Here is a 16,265-nt window from a genome sequence, read left to right as displayed (position 1 = left end):
CGCTTAATTTTCTCACAATAATCTATCTATTCTACTCCCTTACGGAGCATCTGCCTATACCACTGCCCGCCTTGTTGTTCTCTAATCGCATGATATTGCCAACCTTCTTTGCTAAGAGTGATGGTTATTTGTCCGCTTTCTCCAGTATCTAGCCAAGTACTCCCCGCTTCCTGATAACGTTCAATAACAAACTCACTCGGCATTCCCCACTGGTTGCCTTTGGCAAGAGAAGCTATCGCCAGCTGAGGAGACACCGCCTCAATAAACGACTTAATCGATGACGAATCGCTGCCATGATGCGGAACCAACATAACATCACTCCTTAGCTGTTCTCCTTCACGAGCAAGTAACCACTCACTTACCAGTTCAATATCACCAGTGAGCAACATTGAGAAATCAGCACTATGATCTGAGATCTTGACCACACACGAATGTGGGTTATACGCCCTCTTTACTTGCTTAGGCGGCCACAACACCTCAAAAACAACATCTTGCCAGTTCCAAACCTCCAATAGTACATGTTTGAATATTAGACGGGGCTTGAGTGATAGATTGGCGTTCTTGAATAATGTTCTGACTGGTTCTTATCCACTTTGGCGTATAGTTCTCAAGTAATGCCGGATAACCACCAGCATGGTCAGAATCGAAATGACTCACAATCACGCCTTCTAATTCATAAATCCCCCGCTGATTCAAAGTAGGAATCAACAAAGACTCAACAACCGAGCCTCCTGGCCACGCATTGCCAAGATCATAAACAACAATCTGATTGTTCTTTTCCAAGACCAAAGACAACCCATGCCCAACATCCAAGATATCAATAGTTAGTTTGTCTTGCTGGGGTTTGCTGAACTCCCACCACAGCACAAACACTGCAGTTACCAATATCGATAATGTTCGCTTGAAATACCGACTAACAAAGCTCAAAAACAAGATAAGGAATACTGATAATGCAATCGTCTGATTATCGACTTGGATCCAAAATCGCTCAGAGAAAGGAAGACTAAATACGAGAGGCTCAAGCGATAAGTCGACTAACTTCCACAGCTGACTGACCAAATCATTGTCTAGCGCTGTTATACCAACCACGCCAGACACTGACTCCGATATTAAGCTTAGAAACATTGCCAGAAACAACAGCGGGATCGTCACCATCGATACCCAAGGCAAAAGGAACAAGTTGTAGAAAACAGAGACTAAACTGACTCCTTTGAAAAACAACATCGAGGAAGGCGCGATAAGGAATGTCAGCATCAGTTGAAGCTTAATAAGTTGGAGTGCGTAGTCGATAAATGTAAAGCTTGAAGCTGAGCGCTGAGTATTACAGGCGATATAGAAAACAGCGCCCAATGCACCAAAGGACAACCAAAAACTGCTCGACAAAGCTGAAAACGGCCAAATCAGCAGAACCACGCACACACTTAAAGTAACATACCGAAGCAAACTGATATTTTGCCCACGCCACAAGAAATAACTCGCGATAACGCACATCACCAAAGCTCTCAAAGTTGGCAGCGTGAATCCAGCAAACCAACTATAGAGATACGCCAAGCCGAGCCCGAATATTGTAGGTAACCAAAGAAATGAAGGGGAAAGTAACCTTAATATCTTGCCAATCTGATAGCCGATACCAAAGGCAATCCCAATATGCAGCCCCGAAATAGCCATCAAGTGAATCAGGCCACTGCTTTTAAGCATATCCCACCGCTGAGGCGGAATAAGGTCTCGATATCCAAAACTCAAAGCGATAATGAGATCTTGATTTGCCAGCAGACTTAACCTTTCAAGGCTGGCTTCAAACCATTGGGCGCGTAAGTTGGTGCTAGAATGAATTCGGTACTTGGTATCTGCTCTGTAAGTTGCATTGGCAACCACGCCAGCACTAAACAAGTACTTTTCTCGGTCAAAGCCGGCTTCGTTGAGTTTGCCCCATATCGGCTTTATTGAGGCCGATAAATAGACATCATCTCCAAGCGTTAGCTTGAAAGGAGTAAACAAACGCAATTTTATCAATTGAGGAAAGATTAATTTTTCGCCGCCAATTGATCTGACTACTATTACGCTTTCAAAACCGTGGCTATTTTCACTAAAAAGGCTAACAACCGACGCATTTATGGTAGTATTCTGCCCTGATTGGAATAAGCGACTCGTTTGTATTTCAATCGCATTCCCTAGGCAGATAGCTAGTATCAATGCTGTTACTGGACCTCTTGCACTCCGGAAAACGCTATACTTTGTTGGTGCTAGCAGTAACAACAGCATCAATGGTGCCCAAACCCAATGTGGCATCACAGGCCAGAAGCTGGCAGACACAACTGTCGCAGCAAATGAAATCAAGAACCAAGTGTTAAACAAGAGAGTAGCTTCCTCCTATGCCAAGAAAGTTTATCAAACGATTTATGCCTGACCATGATCTAATCAAGCGTCAGAAAGCATTGAAAGTTTTTGGCAATGTTTTGTACAACCCCAACTTATGGTGCCTTAATCGTCGCTCTGCGGCTGGCGCGTTTGCTGTTGGGTTATTCATGGCGTTTGTCCCTCTACCAAGTCAAATGATTATGTCTGCAGGCCTTGCTGTTGCATGTGGCGTTAACCTGCCTTTAGCTGTCGCACTTGTTTGGATCAGTAACCCGGTTACCATGCCTGTTCTCTTCTACTTTGCTTATAAAGTCGGAGCGTTTGTTATGCATGTGCCACCGCAAGCCTTCCATTTCGAATTGTCTTGGGACTTCATCTTGGCGCAAATGAGCACTATAGGGCCTCCGTTCTTATTGGGTTGTCTGATTTGTGGCGTGGTTTCAGCAATGATTGGCTACTTTGGTATTCGCGGTTTATGGCGCTACTCAGTAGTAAGAAGTTGGAAGAAGCGACAAGCAAGGCACTGAACGCCATTTCTTGTTATTCAATCTAACCTTGTATGCGCTTCACTTAAAACGTACACAAGTTAAAATCGGATGAGCTACTTACCTCTGCAAGATTGGCATGTAACGAAAGTCGTAAAGAACACGAATTGAATTCAATAAAAAAGGATCCCACTGGGATCCTTTTTTGTATCGACTGAAAACTGACGGCCTGTTATTTAGGCGAATGCTATTTAGAACTCAGCACTGAGGCTGGATTCAACTTCGCCGCGCGTGATGCTGGGTACCATGTCGCCAGTAAACTCAGCACAATCGCAGTGCCGGAAACCACAACAACATCCGTCATATCAAGTTGTGATGGCAAGAAGTCGACAAAATAGATATCACCGGACAAGAACTGGTGATCGACCAACTTTTCAAGTCCTTTGATTAGTGTCGTGAGATTAAGAGCGACTAGCACACCTATTGCACTGCCCACTAAACTGCCTAACACGCCTGAGAATACGCCCTGCCAAACAAAGATGCGCTTCACAAGGCCGTCTGATGCACCCATGGTTCTTAAAATCGCGATCTCTGATGCTCTGTCTTTTACTGCCATCATTAGCGTCGAGACAATATTGAAACAAGCCACACCAATAACCAGTACCATCACCAGATACATGATGGTACGAACGAGTTGGATATCTCGATACAAGAAACCAAACTTCTGCTGCCAGCTTCGTAGATACACATACACATCAAGCTGATTGCCCACTTCACGCACAATAGAGTTCGCGTTCAGCACATCGGTCACTTTCAAAGAAACCCCAGTTACCGCCTCACCTAAGTTTGCGTAGACCTGAGCATCACCAATCGGAATCAGAGCCAAGCTGTGGTCAATCTGGCCATTAAGCGTCAGCAAGCCAACCACTTTCACTCGAACACGCTTTGGCGCCTGAACCTTCACAGAACCGTTTACCGCTGGAATCATCAAAGTCAGATAATCACCGACTTTCGCACCCAGCACATTCGCTACACCAGAACCTAAGATGATTTGTTGTTGCCCTGCTTTAAACTCACTCCAAGCTTGCTTATCGATAAAACTCGACAGGCTCGATACTTGTTGCTCAAGTTGTGGGTCAACGCCGCGAACTTCAATTGCTTTGAGTTCTTTGCCCTTTTCAGCAAGCGCTGTAATTTTTACATAAGGCGCAGCAGCAACGACTTTATCGTGCTTAACCGACTCCTCAATCACGTGCTCCCAACGAGTCACAGGCTCATTCACGCCTTCAAATTCACCATGAGGAATGACAGAAAGTACTCGTGATTGAAGCTCTCGCTCAAAGCCATTCATCGCAGATAAGCCGATAATGATCACCGCGACACCAACCGCAATACCAATGGTCGAAGACAATGAGATGAACGACACCATCTTGTCTCGTTGTTTCGCACGGCTAAATCGGCCGCCTATCAATAGAGATAAAGAGGAAAACACTTAGCTCTCCTCTTTTTCTACGTTGACCAGTAAACCATCTTGCATGTGAAGTTGGCGATCCATCTTACCGGCAAGTTCACCATCGTGAGTCACGACCAAAAAGGCAGTATCGTATTCACGGTTCAGTTCACGCATTAAGTCGTAAATAGAAAGTGCGGTGTTGTGATCAAGGTTGCCGGTAGGCTCATCCGCCAACACCAAAGCAGGTTTATTCACTAAAGCTCGAGCAATCGCCACACGTTGCCTCTCACCACCAGAAAGCTCTGAAGGTCGGTGGTCAACACGATGACTCAATCCTACTTTATCCAACAGACGTTGCGCCTCTTCTTTTGCTTTAGCTGGCTTTTCACCACCAATCAGCAGCGGCATTGCCACGTTTTCTAACGCTGAAAAGTCCGAAAGAAGATGATGGAATTGATAAACAAAGCCAAGATGCTGGTTGCGAAGCTTCGCCTGCTTATTTGAGCTCAAAGATGCTAAGTCTTGACCAAGAAAACTCACACTGCCCGCAGAAGCATCGTCTAATGCGCCTAAGATATGCAGTAAGGTACTTTTGCCCGAGCCAGAGGTACCGATGATTGCTACTAGCTCACCCTTTTCGATGTCAAAGCTGACTCCCTTGAGCACCTCAGTATCTAACGAGCCTTCACGGTACGTTTTACGGATATCATTACATTGAAGAAAATTACTCATAACGAAGGGCCTCAGCAGGTTTCACAGACGATGCACGATAAGAAGGGAATACAGTGGCAATCAGGCTAAGTGCAATAGCCAGAACCACAACAACAGCGATTTGAATTGGGTTAATCAAAATTGGTAACTGTCCACCAAACGAGAATAGAGCAACGCCCATCGCCTCTAAAATAGTATTAAGGTTCATCGCTAGAGCAACGCCTAACACACCACCAGAGAGCGCACCAATCACGCCACTACTTGCGCCTTGAACCATGAAGATCCCCATGACTTGACCATCAGTCATGCCTTGGGTCTTAAGAATCGCGACTTCAGACTGCTTCTCCATCACCACCATGATAAGTGCTGAGATAATATTGAAAGCAGCAACACCGATGATAAGCCCAAGCATTAAACCCATCATGTTTTTTTCCATACGAACGGCTTGGAATAGCTCACCTCGTTGGTCTCGCCAGTCGCTCCACAACCAACCTTCCGGTAATGGCTGAGTTGATAACTCTGCGACTTCAAACGGGTCTTCAAAAAACAGTCGCCAGCCTGAAATAGTGTCTGATTTATAACGCATCAAACGCCCAGCGTCTTGGATGTCTGTCACCATCAGTTGAGCGTCGATATCAGAACCTGTATTGAAAATACCGGCAACGGTGAAATTTCGTTGGCTTGGAATACGACCTAATGGGGTGTATTGGCTAGCGCTGGTCACCATCAAGCGAACTTTGTCACCCATAGATACCTTCAAATTTCTCGCCAAAGTATGACCGAGGAACAACTGATATTGACCCGCTTTAAGTGAAGACAATCTGCCCGCAATCAAGTGGTTCTGAAGAGGGTCATCTGAATTGGGTTCAATGCCAATTAACAAACCCGCAGATAATTGAGCCGGACTCTGAATCACTGCCTCACTGCGGACAATCGGTTCAACGTGACCATTAAGCGAGATTTGCTCTGCAAAATTAGGCGCTTGGGCAGAAAGAGAGGTAGTGCCACCTTGCTCATAAACCACCGCTTGAGGAAGAACACCAAGAATTCGGTCTTTTAACTGCGCTTCGAATCCATTCATTACCGATAAAACAGTAACCAAAGACAGCACACCAATGGTGATACCTGCCGTCGACATATAAGAAACAAAACGGCTAAAGCGATCACCTGAACGGCCTTTCAAATAGCGTAGGCCAACAAACAACGAAATAGGATGAAACATACTTTGAACCATCTAAAGGGGATGCGGGTTAATGTAACGGGTATTGCTGTTACTGTGTAGGGGTTAATTGAAAATATAGAGTGAATTAACTCAATTAGTTAGGCTTGAAAAACAGAACCTTGTCAAATAGCCAAATTTCAAACAACTATTTGAGACTTTCAATTAACTGACCTTGATTACTGCGGCCACATAGCGATAATCAATAGATCACTTCAAGGAACTAACGCATGACAGAACAAGAGTTTTTCACCGTTCACCATAGCCTTACCGCTAATATTGAACCAATGGACAGCGGCTTCACTTTACCTTCTCAAATTCAATTCGAATCTGAGATCCCAGCACCATTTGTGGTGGCAAGTGAATTTAGCCAATTGGATCTGTTAGCTGACAGCGCTCGAGCGGAACTGAAAAACAGCGACTTGAAGAATGTCACCAGTTTATTGGATGCACAAAACTCAAAATTAAACCTCTTGTTGAGCTTTATGTTATCGCAGCAAGATGATGAGAAATTTCGCACTCACACCTATTCATTTGGTGCGAGTCAGTTTTCCTGCTTTTCAAAAGCAGACATCGAACCGGGTCGCTTAGTAAAAGCCAAACTTTTTCTAGAGCACCCAGCTGCAGCCATTTATTGCTACGCAGAAGTATTTGCTAGCGAGGCGAAAGACTCAGGTTTCGAAATCAAATTTAAATACGCTCATCTTCGCGATACCGACCAAGACCTGCTAATTAAAGCGGCACTTTATCAACAACAGAAACTCTTGCGTCAACGCTCTCTAGACCGAGATAACAAGTAAATTAACATGACCAAAAAATCCATATTTACACTACCTAAACTTAAAGGTGCCGGTGACAAAAAGCACATCGGTAACCTAGTCGGTTCGTCTCTCGCTCTTGCCATTGCCAAACTCGCAGAGCAACACAACAGCCATACCGTCTTGGCTGTACCCGACCCACAAGTGGCGCTTAAGCTTCAATCTGAAATTGAACAGTTTACGGCACATGAAGTCGCATTATTCCCTGACTGGGAAACGCTGCCATACGATAGCTTCTCGCCGCACCAAGAGATCATCTCAGATCGTATCGCACGCCTTTACGCACTGCCAACATTAAAAGATGGCATCACGATCGTTCCGATCAGCACGTTATTGCAACGCCAGTCACCGCGAGACTTTTTGCTACAACACACGTTAATGGTGAAAACGGGCGATCTCTACTCTTTAGAGAAACTGCGTCTACAGCTTGAAAAGTCAGGCTATCGTTACGTTGACCAAGTGTTTGGCCCCGGTGAATACGCAAGCCGTGGCTCTATTCTCGATCTGTTCCCAATGGGCAGTAAAGACCCGTATCGTATCGATTTCTTCGATGATGAGATCGATACCATTCGTACCTTCGATCCTGAAAACCAACGTTCTATTGAAGACATCTCTGAGATCCGCCTGCTGCCTGCTCACGAATTCCCAACCTCGGAAACGGCAATTGAAGATTTCCGTATTCGTTGGCGCCAACAGTTTGATGCCCGCCGCGAACCAGAATCGGTTTATATGCAGGTATCTAAAGGCACATGGCCTGCTGGTATTGAGTATTGGCAACCACTGTTCTTCGATCACACAGAAACCTTGTTTGATTACGTTGCCGATGAAGCGCAATTGCTGATTCTAGGTGATGTCGAGACTGCAGTAGACTCATTCCTAACGGACGTTGCTCATCGATACGAACAGCGCGGTGTTGACCCATTACGGCCACTTCTCACGCCTGAACAACTGTGGCTGAAGAAAGACGAGCTGTTCGCACACTTCAAACAGAAGCCACAAGTCAATCTGAGCTTAGATTCAATTGAAGAGAAAGCTGGACGTACCAACTTTCCGGTTGTGTCTCTTCCTGATCTCAGTGTTCAGCATCAGAATAAAGAGCCACTCGCAAACCTAAGAAAGTTCACTGAAGCCTTCGAAGGAAAAGTGGTCTTTTCAGTTGAGTCTGAAGGTCGTCGTGAAGCTCTGAGTGAATTACTGCGAGGCATTAAAGTTCGTCCAAGCGAAGTTGAAAACCTCGATGCGGCGATTAAAGGTATAGATAAGTTCAGCCTGATCTTAGGGTCAGCGGAACATGGCTTTATCCACGAAGAGCAAAACATCGCCCTTATCTGTGAAAGCGACCTGTTGGGTGATCGCGTTGTTCAGCGCCGTAAGAAAGACAAGAAAAGCGTTAACAGCGATACTGTCATTCGTCACTTAGCCGAACTTAAACCGGGTCAACCTGTTGTGCACATTGACCACGGTATTGGTCGCTACATCGGCTTGCAGACACTCGAAGCCGGTGGCATGAAAACCGAATACGTGACACTTGAGTACCAAAACGATGCCAAGCTCTACGTGCCAGTTGCTTCTTTGAACTTAATCGGGCGTTACTCGGGTGGCGCTGAAGATTCTGCACCGCTACATAAACTCGGTGGCGAAGCGTGGCAAAAAGCGCGTAAGCGTGCCGCTGAAAAAGTACGTGACGTTGCTGCAGAGCTGCTGGATGTTTACGCCAAGCGTGAGCTTAAACCTGGCTATAAATTTGTTTTAGATCGCGGGCAATACGCAACCTTCAAATCTGGCTTCCCGTTTGAAGAAACCGATGACCAAGCGATGGCCATCAATGCTGTTATGTCTGATATGTGCCAAGCCAAAGCCATGGACCGTTTGGTGTGTGGTGATGTTGGCTTTGGTAAAACCGAAGTCGCGATGCGTGCAGCATTCGTTTGTACCGACAACAGCAAACAAGTAGCGGTTTTAGTTCCTACTACTCTACTTGCTCAGCAACACTTCGAAAACTTCCGTGACCGTTTCGCCAACTTGCCGATTCGTGTTGAGGTTCTATCCCGATTCAAATCAGCTAAAGAGCAAAAACTAATCATGCAAGATGTCGCCGACGGTAAAGTGGATATCCTAGTCGGGACTCACAAGCTGCTTTCGAGCGATATTAAGTTTAAAGACCTAGGCCTGCTGGTTGTCGATGAAGAACACAGATTTGGTGTACGTCAGAAAGAGAAAGTGAAAGCGATGCGTGCGGATGTCGATATTCTAACGCTTACTGCGACACCGATCCCGCGAACGCTGAACATGGCAATGAGTGGCATGCGTGACCTTTCGATCATCGCTACACCACCCGCACGACGCTTGGCAATTAAAACCTTCGTTCGCGAGAGTGATGATGCCATCGTCAGAGAAGCGGTGCTGCGTGAAATCATGCGTGGTGGCCAGGTTTACTTCCTACACAACCAAGTCGACACGATTGAGAAAACAGCAGAGTCATTGCAAAAGCTGATTCCAGAGGCGCGCGTGACTGTAGCTCATGGCCAGATGAGAGAGCGCGAACTGGAACGCATCATGAATGACTTCTACCACCAGCGCTTCAACTTACTGGTGTGTACAACCATCATTGAAACCGGTATCGACGTACCAACGGCAAATACCATCTTGATGGACAGAGCCGATAACCTTGGTTTAGCACAGCTGCACCAATTACGTGGTCGTGTAGGTCGTTCGCACCACCAAGCTTATGCTTACTTGTTAACGCCACACCCTAAAGCAATGACCAAAGATGCGATCAAGCGATTGGATGCGATAGCTTCGCTCGAAGACTTGGGCGCAGGCTTTACCCTAGCAACTCACGATTTAGAGATTCGTGGTGCGGGTGAGCTGTTGGGTGATGAACAGAGTGGTCAAATCCAGTCGGTTGGTTTCACCTTGTACATGGAGATGCTTGAACAAGCGGTTGAAGCGTTGAAAGAAGGTCGAGAGCCTTCGCTTGATGATCTATTGCGTGAACAAACTGAAATTGAGATGCGTCTGCCTGCACTATTGCCAGACGACTATATTCCAGACATCAACACGCGTTTATCAACATACAAACGTATTGCGAGTGTGAGTGACACCGACGAATTGGCAGAGTTGAAAGTCGAGCTGATTGATCGCTTCGGCCTTCTGCCTGATGCAACCAAGAACTTGTTATCAGTTTCTGAGCTAAAATTAGCCGCAGCGTCTATCAAAGCGAAGAAAATTGAAGCCCACGATAAGGGTGGATTCTTAGAATTCTACCCGGATGCTGACATAAACCCGACCTACCTTGTTAAACTGTTGCAATCTCAACCGCAAAAGTTTTCAATGGAAGGACCAACAAAGTTCAAGTTTACGATACCATTGGTCGACAGACGGAAGCGAATTCAATTTGTTAGTGATTTATTGGGCGAATTCAGACAAAACTTGCTGCCTTCAGCATAAGACCCAATCCACTTGCACATATAAATTATCCAGCCGGTAGTTCGGCTGGAAGACGGAGTAAAAATGAAAAGACTGATCCCACTGCTACTATTGTTCGTCTCACTGCCAAGTTTGGCGCAGAGACAATTTGATATAGAAGTGATCATTTTTAAGCGCGCTGTTGATGCAGAGAAGGTGAACGAATCTTGGCCAAATACACAGCCTAAGATTTCACTTGAACGCGTTGGTTCATTTCAAGATACCCAATACCGAGCAAAGAAAGGCGTTCAAATGCTACCTTACTCGGAATACAAGTTAACGCCTCAGAAAGACAAGCTACGTAAACACGCTGGCTTTGAAGTTCTGATGCATACCGCTTGGCGTCAAGGCGACCAAGGTAAGAGCTCGGCACCTGTTTTCCATATTCAAGCAGGTAAAGATTTCTCTAAACAGTTTAATGCTGATGGCTCTGAAAAAGGCGCAATCACTGCAGGCAGCGCTGATGGGTTCCAAGAAGAGACCATTGATAAGCCACTCTACGAATTAGACGGCAAGCTGCAAATCTACGTTCAGCACTACCTATACGCTGAAACGACATTAGATTTAAAAGCGCCAAGCGTTCGTGAAGTGACTCTACAAGAGCAACAAATTGAGCTAGATTCACCAGTAAGTGGCGCAGAAAGCAACGTCCAGGTGGGCAATCTAACTGAAATTTCTCCGACGGTTGAAGTCCAAGAGTTCCTTAAGAGCTACCGCATGGACCAAAAACGTCGTATGCGCAGTACAGAAACTCATTACCTTGACCACCCACTTCTTGGAATGGTGATTCAAGTTAGACGTGTAGCGCAGTAAATTACTTGCCGATTCGGCTATAATTATATAAATAATTCAATCCGCCCTCCTAGTGAGGGCGTTTTATTAAGTGCTATCTATCTTTATTCTGTACTGACTCTCTTTGCTCAGTACTTACACGTTACTTGGTACGCTCTATGAGCCCTGAATTTCAGATCAACACACAAAATCTTAGCCTTAAAATCATTGAGGCCTCAGATGCTCAAGAATTTTCTCAGCTGGTTAAGTCCTCCCCTAGCTTGCTGCCATGGGTCGACTGGTGTCATAAAGAGTTTTCTATCGTCGAGGCCGAGAAATTTATTCTGGCAACTCGCCTGAACTGGGTGAAAGCCGATGCGTTTGGCTTTGGCATCTTTGAACGAAAAAGCGATAAGTTAGTCGGTATGGTTGCCATTAATGAGCTTTACCACACCTTTAATATGGCGAGTTTAGGTTATTGGGTCGGTGATGACTTTCAAAGGAGAGGGATCGCCAAAGAAGCGATGTTCGCCCTATTTGAATTTTGTTTCGCGCAACTCAAGTTAACGCGTTTGGAGATTGTCTGCGATACCGAGAACCTACCCAGCCAAAAGTTGATCGAGAAGTGTGGCGCTGAGCGAGAAACCATTGCCCAGAATCGATTTCTGTTTAACGGTAAGCCGAAAGATGGCGTGGTTTATTCTGTGCTACCTCCAACGTCTTAACAGCAGAAATGAGTTCAACACCTGCGATAATCCATAATCGACACGATCAAAAAAGAGCTCCGAAGAGCTCTTTTTTATTATCAGCGTAATGCTCTGAGAAGGCTTACCTGATTAGTGAAGCTTTAGGTTTGGACGAAGTACACGGTTAATACGACCAACCAGCATCATCAGTGATGTTTTGATTAAGCCGTGAAGCGCCATCTGGTGCATGCGGTACAAAGAGATGTAAACCACACGAGCAATACGACCTTCGACCATCATCGAGCCTTTCGTCAGGTTACCCATCAAACTACCTACCGTAGAGAAACGGCTAAGTGAAACTAGCGAGCCTTTGTCTTTGTAGATGTAGTCTTTCAGGTCACGACCGTTCAACTTAGCAATGATGTTGCTGAATGCACAGCTTGCCATTTGGTGAGCCGCTTGTGCACGTGGCGGAACGAATGAACCGTCTGCTTGTGTACATTGCGCCAAGTCACCGATTGCAAAGATGTTGTCATCCAGTGTTGTTTGCAACGTGTTCTTCACAACCAACTGGTTGATACGGTTGGTTTCAAGACCACCGATATCTTTCATGAAATCTGGTGCTTTGATACCTGCTGCCCATACCATGATTTGAGCTGGGATCTTGTCACCATCTTTGGTTGTTAGGCCGTCAGAATCCGCCTGAGTCACCATCGTATTCGTACGAACGTTCACACCAAGCTTGGTTAGCTCAGAGTGTGCTGCACTTGAAATACGAGGAGGTAGAGCTGGAAGAATACGCTCACCCGCTTCAACTAGGTTTACGTTCAGCTTGCTTGAATCTAGGTCGCCGAAGCCGTAAGTACGAAGTTCTTTAACGGCGTTGTGTAGCTCTGCAGAAAGCTCTACACCAGTTGCACCAGCACCAACAATCGCGATGTCTACCGTGCCTTGACCGTTCTTAGCGTGAAGCTTTAAGAACTGATTGTTCATTTCTGTACGGAAACGGTGTGCTTGCTCTGGGCTATCAAGGAAAATACAGTTGTCACGAACGCCTGGAGTGTTGAAGTCGTTTGACGTTGAGCCTAGCGCCATCACTAGAATATCGTATTCAAGTTCACGGCTTGGCATCAGCAGTTCACCGTGCTCGTCTGTAAGCTCGCTTAGTGCAATCACTTTACGCTCACGATCGATGTCGTTCAGGCTGCCCATTTGGAAATCGAAGTAATGGTTTTTTGCGTGCGCACGGTAGCTTAATGCATCAACACCTTCATCCAGTGAGCCCGTTGCTACTTCATGAAGTAATGGTTTCCATAGGTGGCTTGCTTTACGGTCTACCAGAGTAATCTGGGCACGTTTCTTACGACCTAAAGTGCGGCCTAGCTTAGTTGCTAGTTCTAAACCACCAGCACCGCCGCCTACTACGATAATTTTTGTCACAATGACAATCCTCTACAAAATGAATAAATGGGGTTCGGCTCGATTACTCCAACCGATAAATTCTATGTATCTACTCGGCCTTGAATGCGAAGGCTGTTACAAATTGGGTTACCGCGAAAAAGAATAACGACAGCTCACCGAGTAGTTAGAGGGGTTACAAACAACAAATAATGGTTTGTTGCTTTGCTCACGTGGATATAAAAGGTGACTACCTGAGAGGCAGAACACAAATTATGGGCAAGTTTTTCACTCGCTCTCAATTTTTTTTGATATTTGTCAAAATATTTTGCTTGGGAACATTATATATAGCAAAAAGATGACCGCAACAAAAAAATCCTTACCCTCAATGAGGATTCGCGACTAATTAGTTAACGTTTGCGCAAACTGATCTATAAATGCACAAACCGACCGATAAAACATATACAACTACTTTATCAATACCAATCTCTAAGATTCAGATGTGAAAAAGCAGCACTCATTGAGCACTGCTTTTATAAAACATCTGGATTGATTAAGCGTTTTTGAACGCTTTCATTGCTTGAAGATGTTGAGAGATCTTTTTGAATTTATGACTCTCTTTCTCATCCCAGATTACATCGTAGTAATCTTCTAGCGCGGCAGCTGTTTTGGTATTGTCGTGAATTTCATCTTCACGAGAAAGCACCACTAAACAGCGTCCTTTGTTTTTCATACGGTACTGAGCAACACATTTAGTTGCGATGTCTTCGTACTCTTCTGGACGGTCAATTCGACCTACCATGTTGTTCTCAGGGTGCAGATTAGGGTTGAACACCACCTGCTTAATCCCACATAAGAAACCAATACGCTCAGACCAAAAACCACCTAAACCTACACCACAAATAATGGGATGCGGATCATCGGATTGCTCTATCACCTTATGCACTTCTTTTAGCAGATGCTGCATATCGTGTTTTGGATGCAAAGTACTGTAGTTGATGAAACGAACGTCATCATCAATGAATTGCAACTGCAGTATTTTTTCGTGATTGCCCGGGCTTGTTGAGTCGAAGCCATGTAGATAGATAATCATTGTACCTCCCCCGTTGAATATTGGTACGTTTTGATCAATCTAACACGAAAAACAAGGTTTTAAAGGTAACAGCTGAGAAATTATATTTTTCACTTCCTAAACGTGATCCTAGCTACATAAAGTGTGACTCAGAGCCTCCGCTTCACGCAGATAACTTTCATCGCCCCAAAGCTGATGAGCAAGTAAATACCATAGCATCGCCATCATCTGGCTTCTTGGTAACCATGCTTCTACACCATCAAGCCAAGGCTGAACATCATGGATTCCTCGCAGCTGACAGTACTTCTCAACCGCTTCTGTGACTGGCGCGCCAGCAACCGCAATGGTTAATGTCAAATCGAGCCTAGGGTCTGCGAGCGCAGCGTATTCCCAATCAATAATCTTAATGCAGTCACTGTTTCTCACTAGGTTATAACCACCTAAGTCAAAATGGCACAAAGACAGGTCAACATTGGTAATACTCGGAGCCACGCGCCACTCTTGATAAATCTTAGTGCAGGCTTCGGTCTTATGAATCGCATCAAGCTGCAGCCAGTAATGGTCGACTCGCGCCGTGAAACTGAATGGTTGCAGTGGTAATCGCGCAGTATTAACCAGATGAACAGAGGTCAGCGTTTTCAACAGGTCATCGAGTTCTAGATCTTCGTAAAGTGTCTCACCCGCAATCCACTCAACCAGTAACCCCTGCTCATTCACTACCATTGGGCTTGGCCCGATACCGAGTCGCTCAATGGCAGACAGCACTTGGTACTCTTCATGGCGAGAAATGAAGAACGCTTTGGTGATAGGTGTGGTTGGCCGCCAAACATACGCAGTACCATCGGCATCGACCAACTTCCAACATCGATTGGTCAAACCGCCTGTTAATGTCTGTGCTCTAACTGGAGGCTCAGAAAAGTAACCGTCAAGCGAACTCAAACTGGTATCAAGAAGCTTAGCCTCAGACCAAGAAAAAATTGCCATATTTACTCCCTATAAACGTCTTAACTGCCCTATAAACGTCTTCATTCCCTACAAAAAAGACACTGACCAAAAGCCAGTGTCTCTTCATAAACAGCACATCATGCACTGCATTGGCGTGTGACCAAGCTATACGCTGTCAAGATTAAGCGCCGCCAATACTAGACATTGTCAAATCCGGCTGCGCATAGTTGGCAAGTAAGCGAAATTAAAGGCCTAGTAGGCTCTTAGATTGTTGCTTACGGATTTCAGTCTCGTCAGCCCATTCAATCAAGCCAGACTCAAGATCCATTAGACGCATCGTCATTTTGTAGTATACGTCTTCATCGCTACCCGCTTTCTTAACGATGCTTGATAGGTTGCCGTACAGCATGTACTGAGCACCAACCATTTTACCGAATTGAATCGCTGAACTTTGGTTTACAAGCTCATCGTTGTTTTGGAAGTTCAATTGGTCACGAACAGACTCTACACGGTCCATATCAACGAAACGGAACTTACCAGAGTTCAGCATCTTAGTACTGATAGTGTCAGTGATTGACTCAGTATCGATGTGCTCACTTGTTTTGTTCTTGATTCGCTCTACAAACACGATTGGACGCTGTTCACGAGTAATGTAAGACACAGAACCAGACGCCATCATGCTATCGACCATTTCACCCGCAATCGTTTGAAGGTCAGTTGAACCGAAATCGATTGTCGTGGTTTCTACTGCTTGTGCATCACCGTAGCTTACCTTGTTTGAACAACCGCCTAAAATAACCGCTAAACCTAGTAGCGCAATGACACTCTTTTTCATTTTGTTTCCTCAACTTATCACTGAGCGGGGTTACCCACACTCTTAA

General features: G+C 45.3%; 12 protein-coding genes and 1 pseudogene. 5 read left to right on the top strand and 8 right to left on the bottom strand.

From position 1 onward, the window contains the following. Positions 1 to 26: 26 nt before the first annotated feature. Positions 27 to 2,355, bottom strand: a pseudogene (locus tag AB4512_RS06260) (DNA internalization-related competence protein ComEC/Rec2). Between the two features lie 17 nt (positions 2,356 to 2,372). Between AB4512_RS06260 and AB4512_RS06255 the strand changes: the two are divergent. Further along, positions 2,373 to 2,885: a DUF2062 domain-containing protein gene (locus AB4512_RS06255; RefSeq protein WP_017060232.1), complete on the top strand. Its 513-nt coding sequence runs from the start codon at positions 2,373 to 2,375 to the stop codon at positions 2,883 to 2,885. Positions 2,886 to 3,090: 205 nt separating this feature from the next. Here the strand turns inward: AB4512_RS06255 and lolE are convergent, their stop codons facing one another. From lolE to lolC, 3 genes are read right to left on the bottom strand one after another with little or no spacing between them, the layout of a single operon-like run. Further along, positions 3,091 to 4,335 (bottom strand): lipoprotein-releasing ABC transporter permease subunit LolE, encoded by a 1,245-nt coding sequence (lolE, locus tag AB4512_RS06250; RefSeq protein ID WP_017060231.1) that lies wholly within the window; start codon positions 4,333 to 4,335, stop codon positions 3,091 to 3,093. Beyond that, positions 4,336 to 5,028, bottom strand: coding sequence for a lipoprotein-releasing ABC transporter ATP-binding protein LolD (gene lolD / locus AB4512_RS06245; protein ID WP_108179898.1), 693 nt, complete (start codon positions 5,026 to 5,028; stop codon positions 4,336 to 4,338). After that, positions 5,021 to 6,229 carry a lipoprotein-releasing ABC transporter permease subunit LolC gene (lolC, locus tag AB4512_RS06240; protein WP_102429154.1) on the bottom strand — a complete coding sequence of 403 codons (1,209 nt, stop codon included), beginning with the start codon at positions 6,227 to 6,229 and terminating at the stop codon, positions 5,021 to 5,023. Before lolC ends, lolD begins: the two co-directional genes overlap by 8 nt. A 227-nt stretch (positions 6,230 to 6,456) precedes the next feature. Between lolC and AB4512_RS06235 the strand changes: the two genes are divergently transcribed. The 4 genes from AB4512_RS06235 (at position 6,457) to AB4512_RS06220 (ending at position 12,008) form a co-directional block, all read left to right on the top strand. Further along, positions 6,457 to 7,026 carry a hypothetical protein gene (locus AB4512_RS06235; RefSeq protein WP_017065300.1) on the top strand — a complete coding sequence of 190 codons (570 nt, stop codon included), beginning with the start codon at positions 6,457 to 6,459 and terminating at the stop codon, positions 7,024 to 7,026. 6 nt (positions 7,027 to 7,032) lie between these two features. Beyond that, positions 7,033 to 10,494 (top strand): transcription-repair coupling factor, encoded by a 3,462-nt coding sequence (mfd, locus tag AB4512_RS06230; RefSeq protein ID WP_372174631.1) that lies wholly within the window; start codon positions 7,033 to 7,035, stop codon positions 10,492 to 10,494. Between the two features lie 63 nt (positions 10,495 to 10,557). Then, a complete protein-coding gene (locus AB4512_RS06225; protein ID WP_017065298.1) occupies positions 10,558 to 11,325 on the top strand; it encodes a peptidoglycan binding protein CsiV in 768 nt (255 codons plus the stop codon). Between the two features lie 137 nt (positions 11,326 to 11,462). After that, positions 11,463 to 12,008: a GNAT family N-acetyltransferase gene (locus AB4512_RS06220; RefSeq protein WP_017060225.1), complete on the top strand. Its 546-nt coding sequence runs from the start codon at positions 11,463 to 11,465 to the stop codon at positions 12,006 to 12,008. A gap of 111 nt (positions 12,009 to 12,119) precedes the next feature. Here AB4512_RS06220 and AB4512_RS06215 read toward each other — a convergent pair whose 3' ends face one another. From AB4512_RS06215 to lpoB, 4 genes are all read right to left on the bottom strand, one after another. Beyond that, positions 12,120 to 13,409 carry an NAD(P)/FAD-dependent oxidoreductase gene (locus tag AB4512_RS06215; protein WP_009847154.1) on the bottom strand — a complete coding sequence of 430 codons (1,290 nt, stop codon included), beginning with the start codon at positions 13,407 to 13,409 and terminating at the stop codon, positions 12,120 to 12,122. A gap of 511 nt (positions 13,410 to 13,920) precedes the next feature. Next, the gene (gene ycfP / locus AB4512_RS06210) at positions 13,921 to 14,460 is read right to left on the bottom strand and encodes an alpha/beta hydrolase YcfP (RefSeq protein WP_009847155.1); all 540 of its coding nucleotides are present in this window, start codon (positions 14,458 to 14,460) and stop codon (positions 13,921 to 13,923) included. Between the two features lie 108 nt (positions 14,461 to 14,568). Continuing rightward, the gene (locus AB4512_RS06205; protein WP_372083358.1) at positions 14,569 to 15,423 is read right to left on the bottom strand and encodes a phosphotransferase; all 855 of its coding nucleotides are present in this window, start codon (positions 15,421 to 15,423) and stop codon (positions 14,569 to 14,571) included. Between the two features lie 205 nt (positions 15,424 to 15,628). Beyond that, entirely contained in the window at positions 15,629 to 16,219 is a 591-nt protein-coding gene (gene lpoB, locus AB4512_RS06200) for a penicillin-binding protein activator LpoB (protein WP_017060223.1), read from the bottom strand. Between the last annotated feature and the right edge of the window lie 46 nt (positions 16,220 to 16,265).

The organism is Vibrio sp. 10N.222.52.B7, from assembly GCF_041474275.1.
GTDB lineage: Bacteria > Pseudomonadota > Gammaproteobacteria > Enterobacterales > Vibrionaceae > Vibrio > Vibrio crassostreae_C.
Note: the sequence above shows the minus strand (reverse complement) of the source record. Positions and strands in the feature narration are given on the sequence as shown.

Coding starts and splice junctions, on each gene's coding strand:
- AB4512_RS06220 (WP_017060225.1), top strand. CDS start 11,463: ATGAGCCCTGAATTTCAGATCAACACACAAAATCTTAGCCTTAAAATC.
- lolD (WP_108179898.1), bottom strand. CDS start 5,028: ATGAGTAATTTTCTTCAATGTAATGATATCCGTAAAACGTACCGTGAA.
- ycfP (WP_009847155.1), bottom strand. CDS start 14,460: ATGATTATCTATCTACATGGCTTCGACTCAACAAGCCCGGGCAATCAC.
- lolC (WP_102429154.1), bottom strand. CDS start 6,229: ATGTTTCATCCTATTTCGTTGTTTGTTGGCCTACGCTATTTGAAAGGC.
- lpoB (WP_017060223.1), bottom strand. CDS start 16,219: ATGAAAAAGAGTGTCATTGCGCTACTAGGTTTAGCGGTTATTTTAGGC.
- AB4512_RS06225 (WP_017065298.1), top strand. CDS start 10,558: ATGAAAAGACTGATCCCACTGCTACTATTGTTCGTCTCACTGCCAAGT.
- AB4512_RS06205 (WP_372083358.1), bottom strand. CDS start 15,423: ATGGCAATTTTTTCTTGGTCTGAGGCTAAGCTTCTTGATACCAGTTTG.
- AB4512_RS06255 (WP_017060232.1), top strand. CDS start 2,373: ATGCCAAGAAAGTTTATCAAACGATTTATGCCTGACCATGATCTAATC.
- AB4512_RS06235 (WP_017065300.1), top strand. CDS start 6,457: ATGACAGAACAAGAGTTTTTCACCGTTCACCATAGCCTTACCGCTAAT.
- mfd (WP_372174631.1), top strand. CDS start 7,033: ATGACCAAAAAATCCATATTTACACTACCTAAACTTAAAGGTGCCGGT.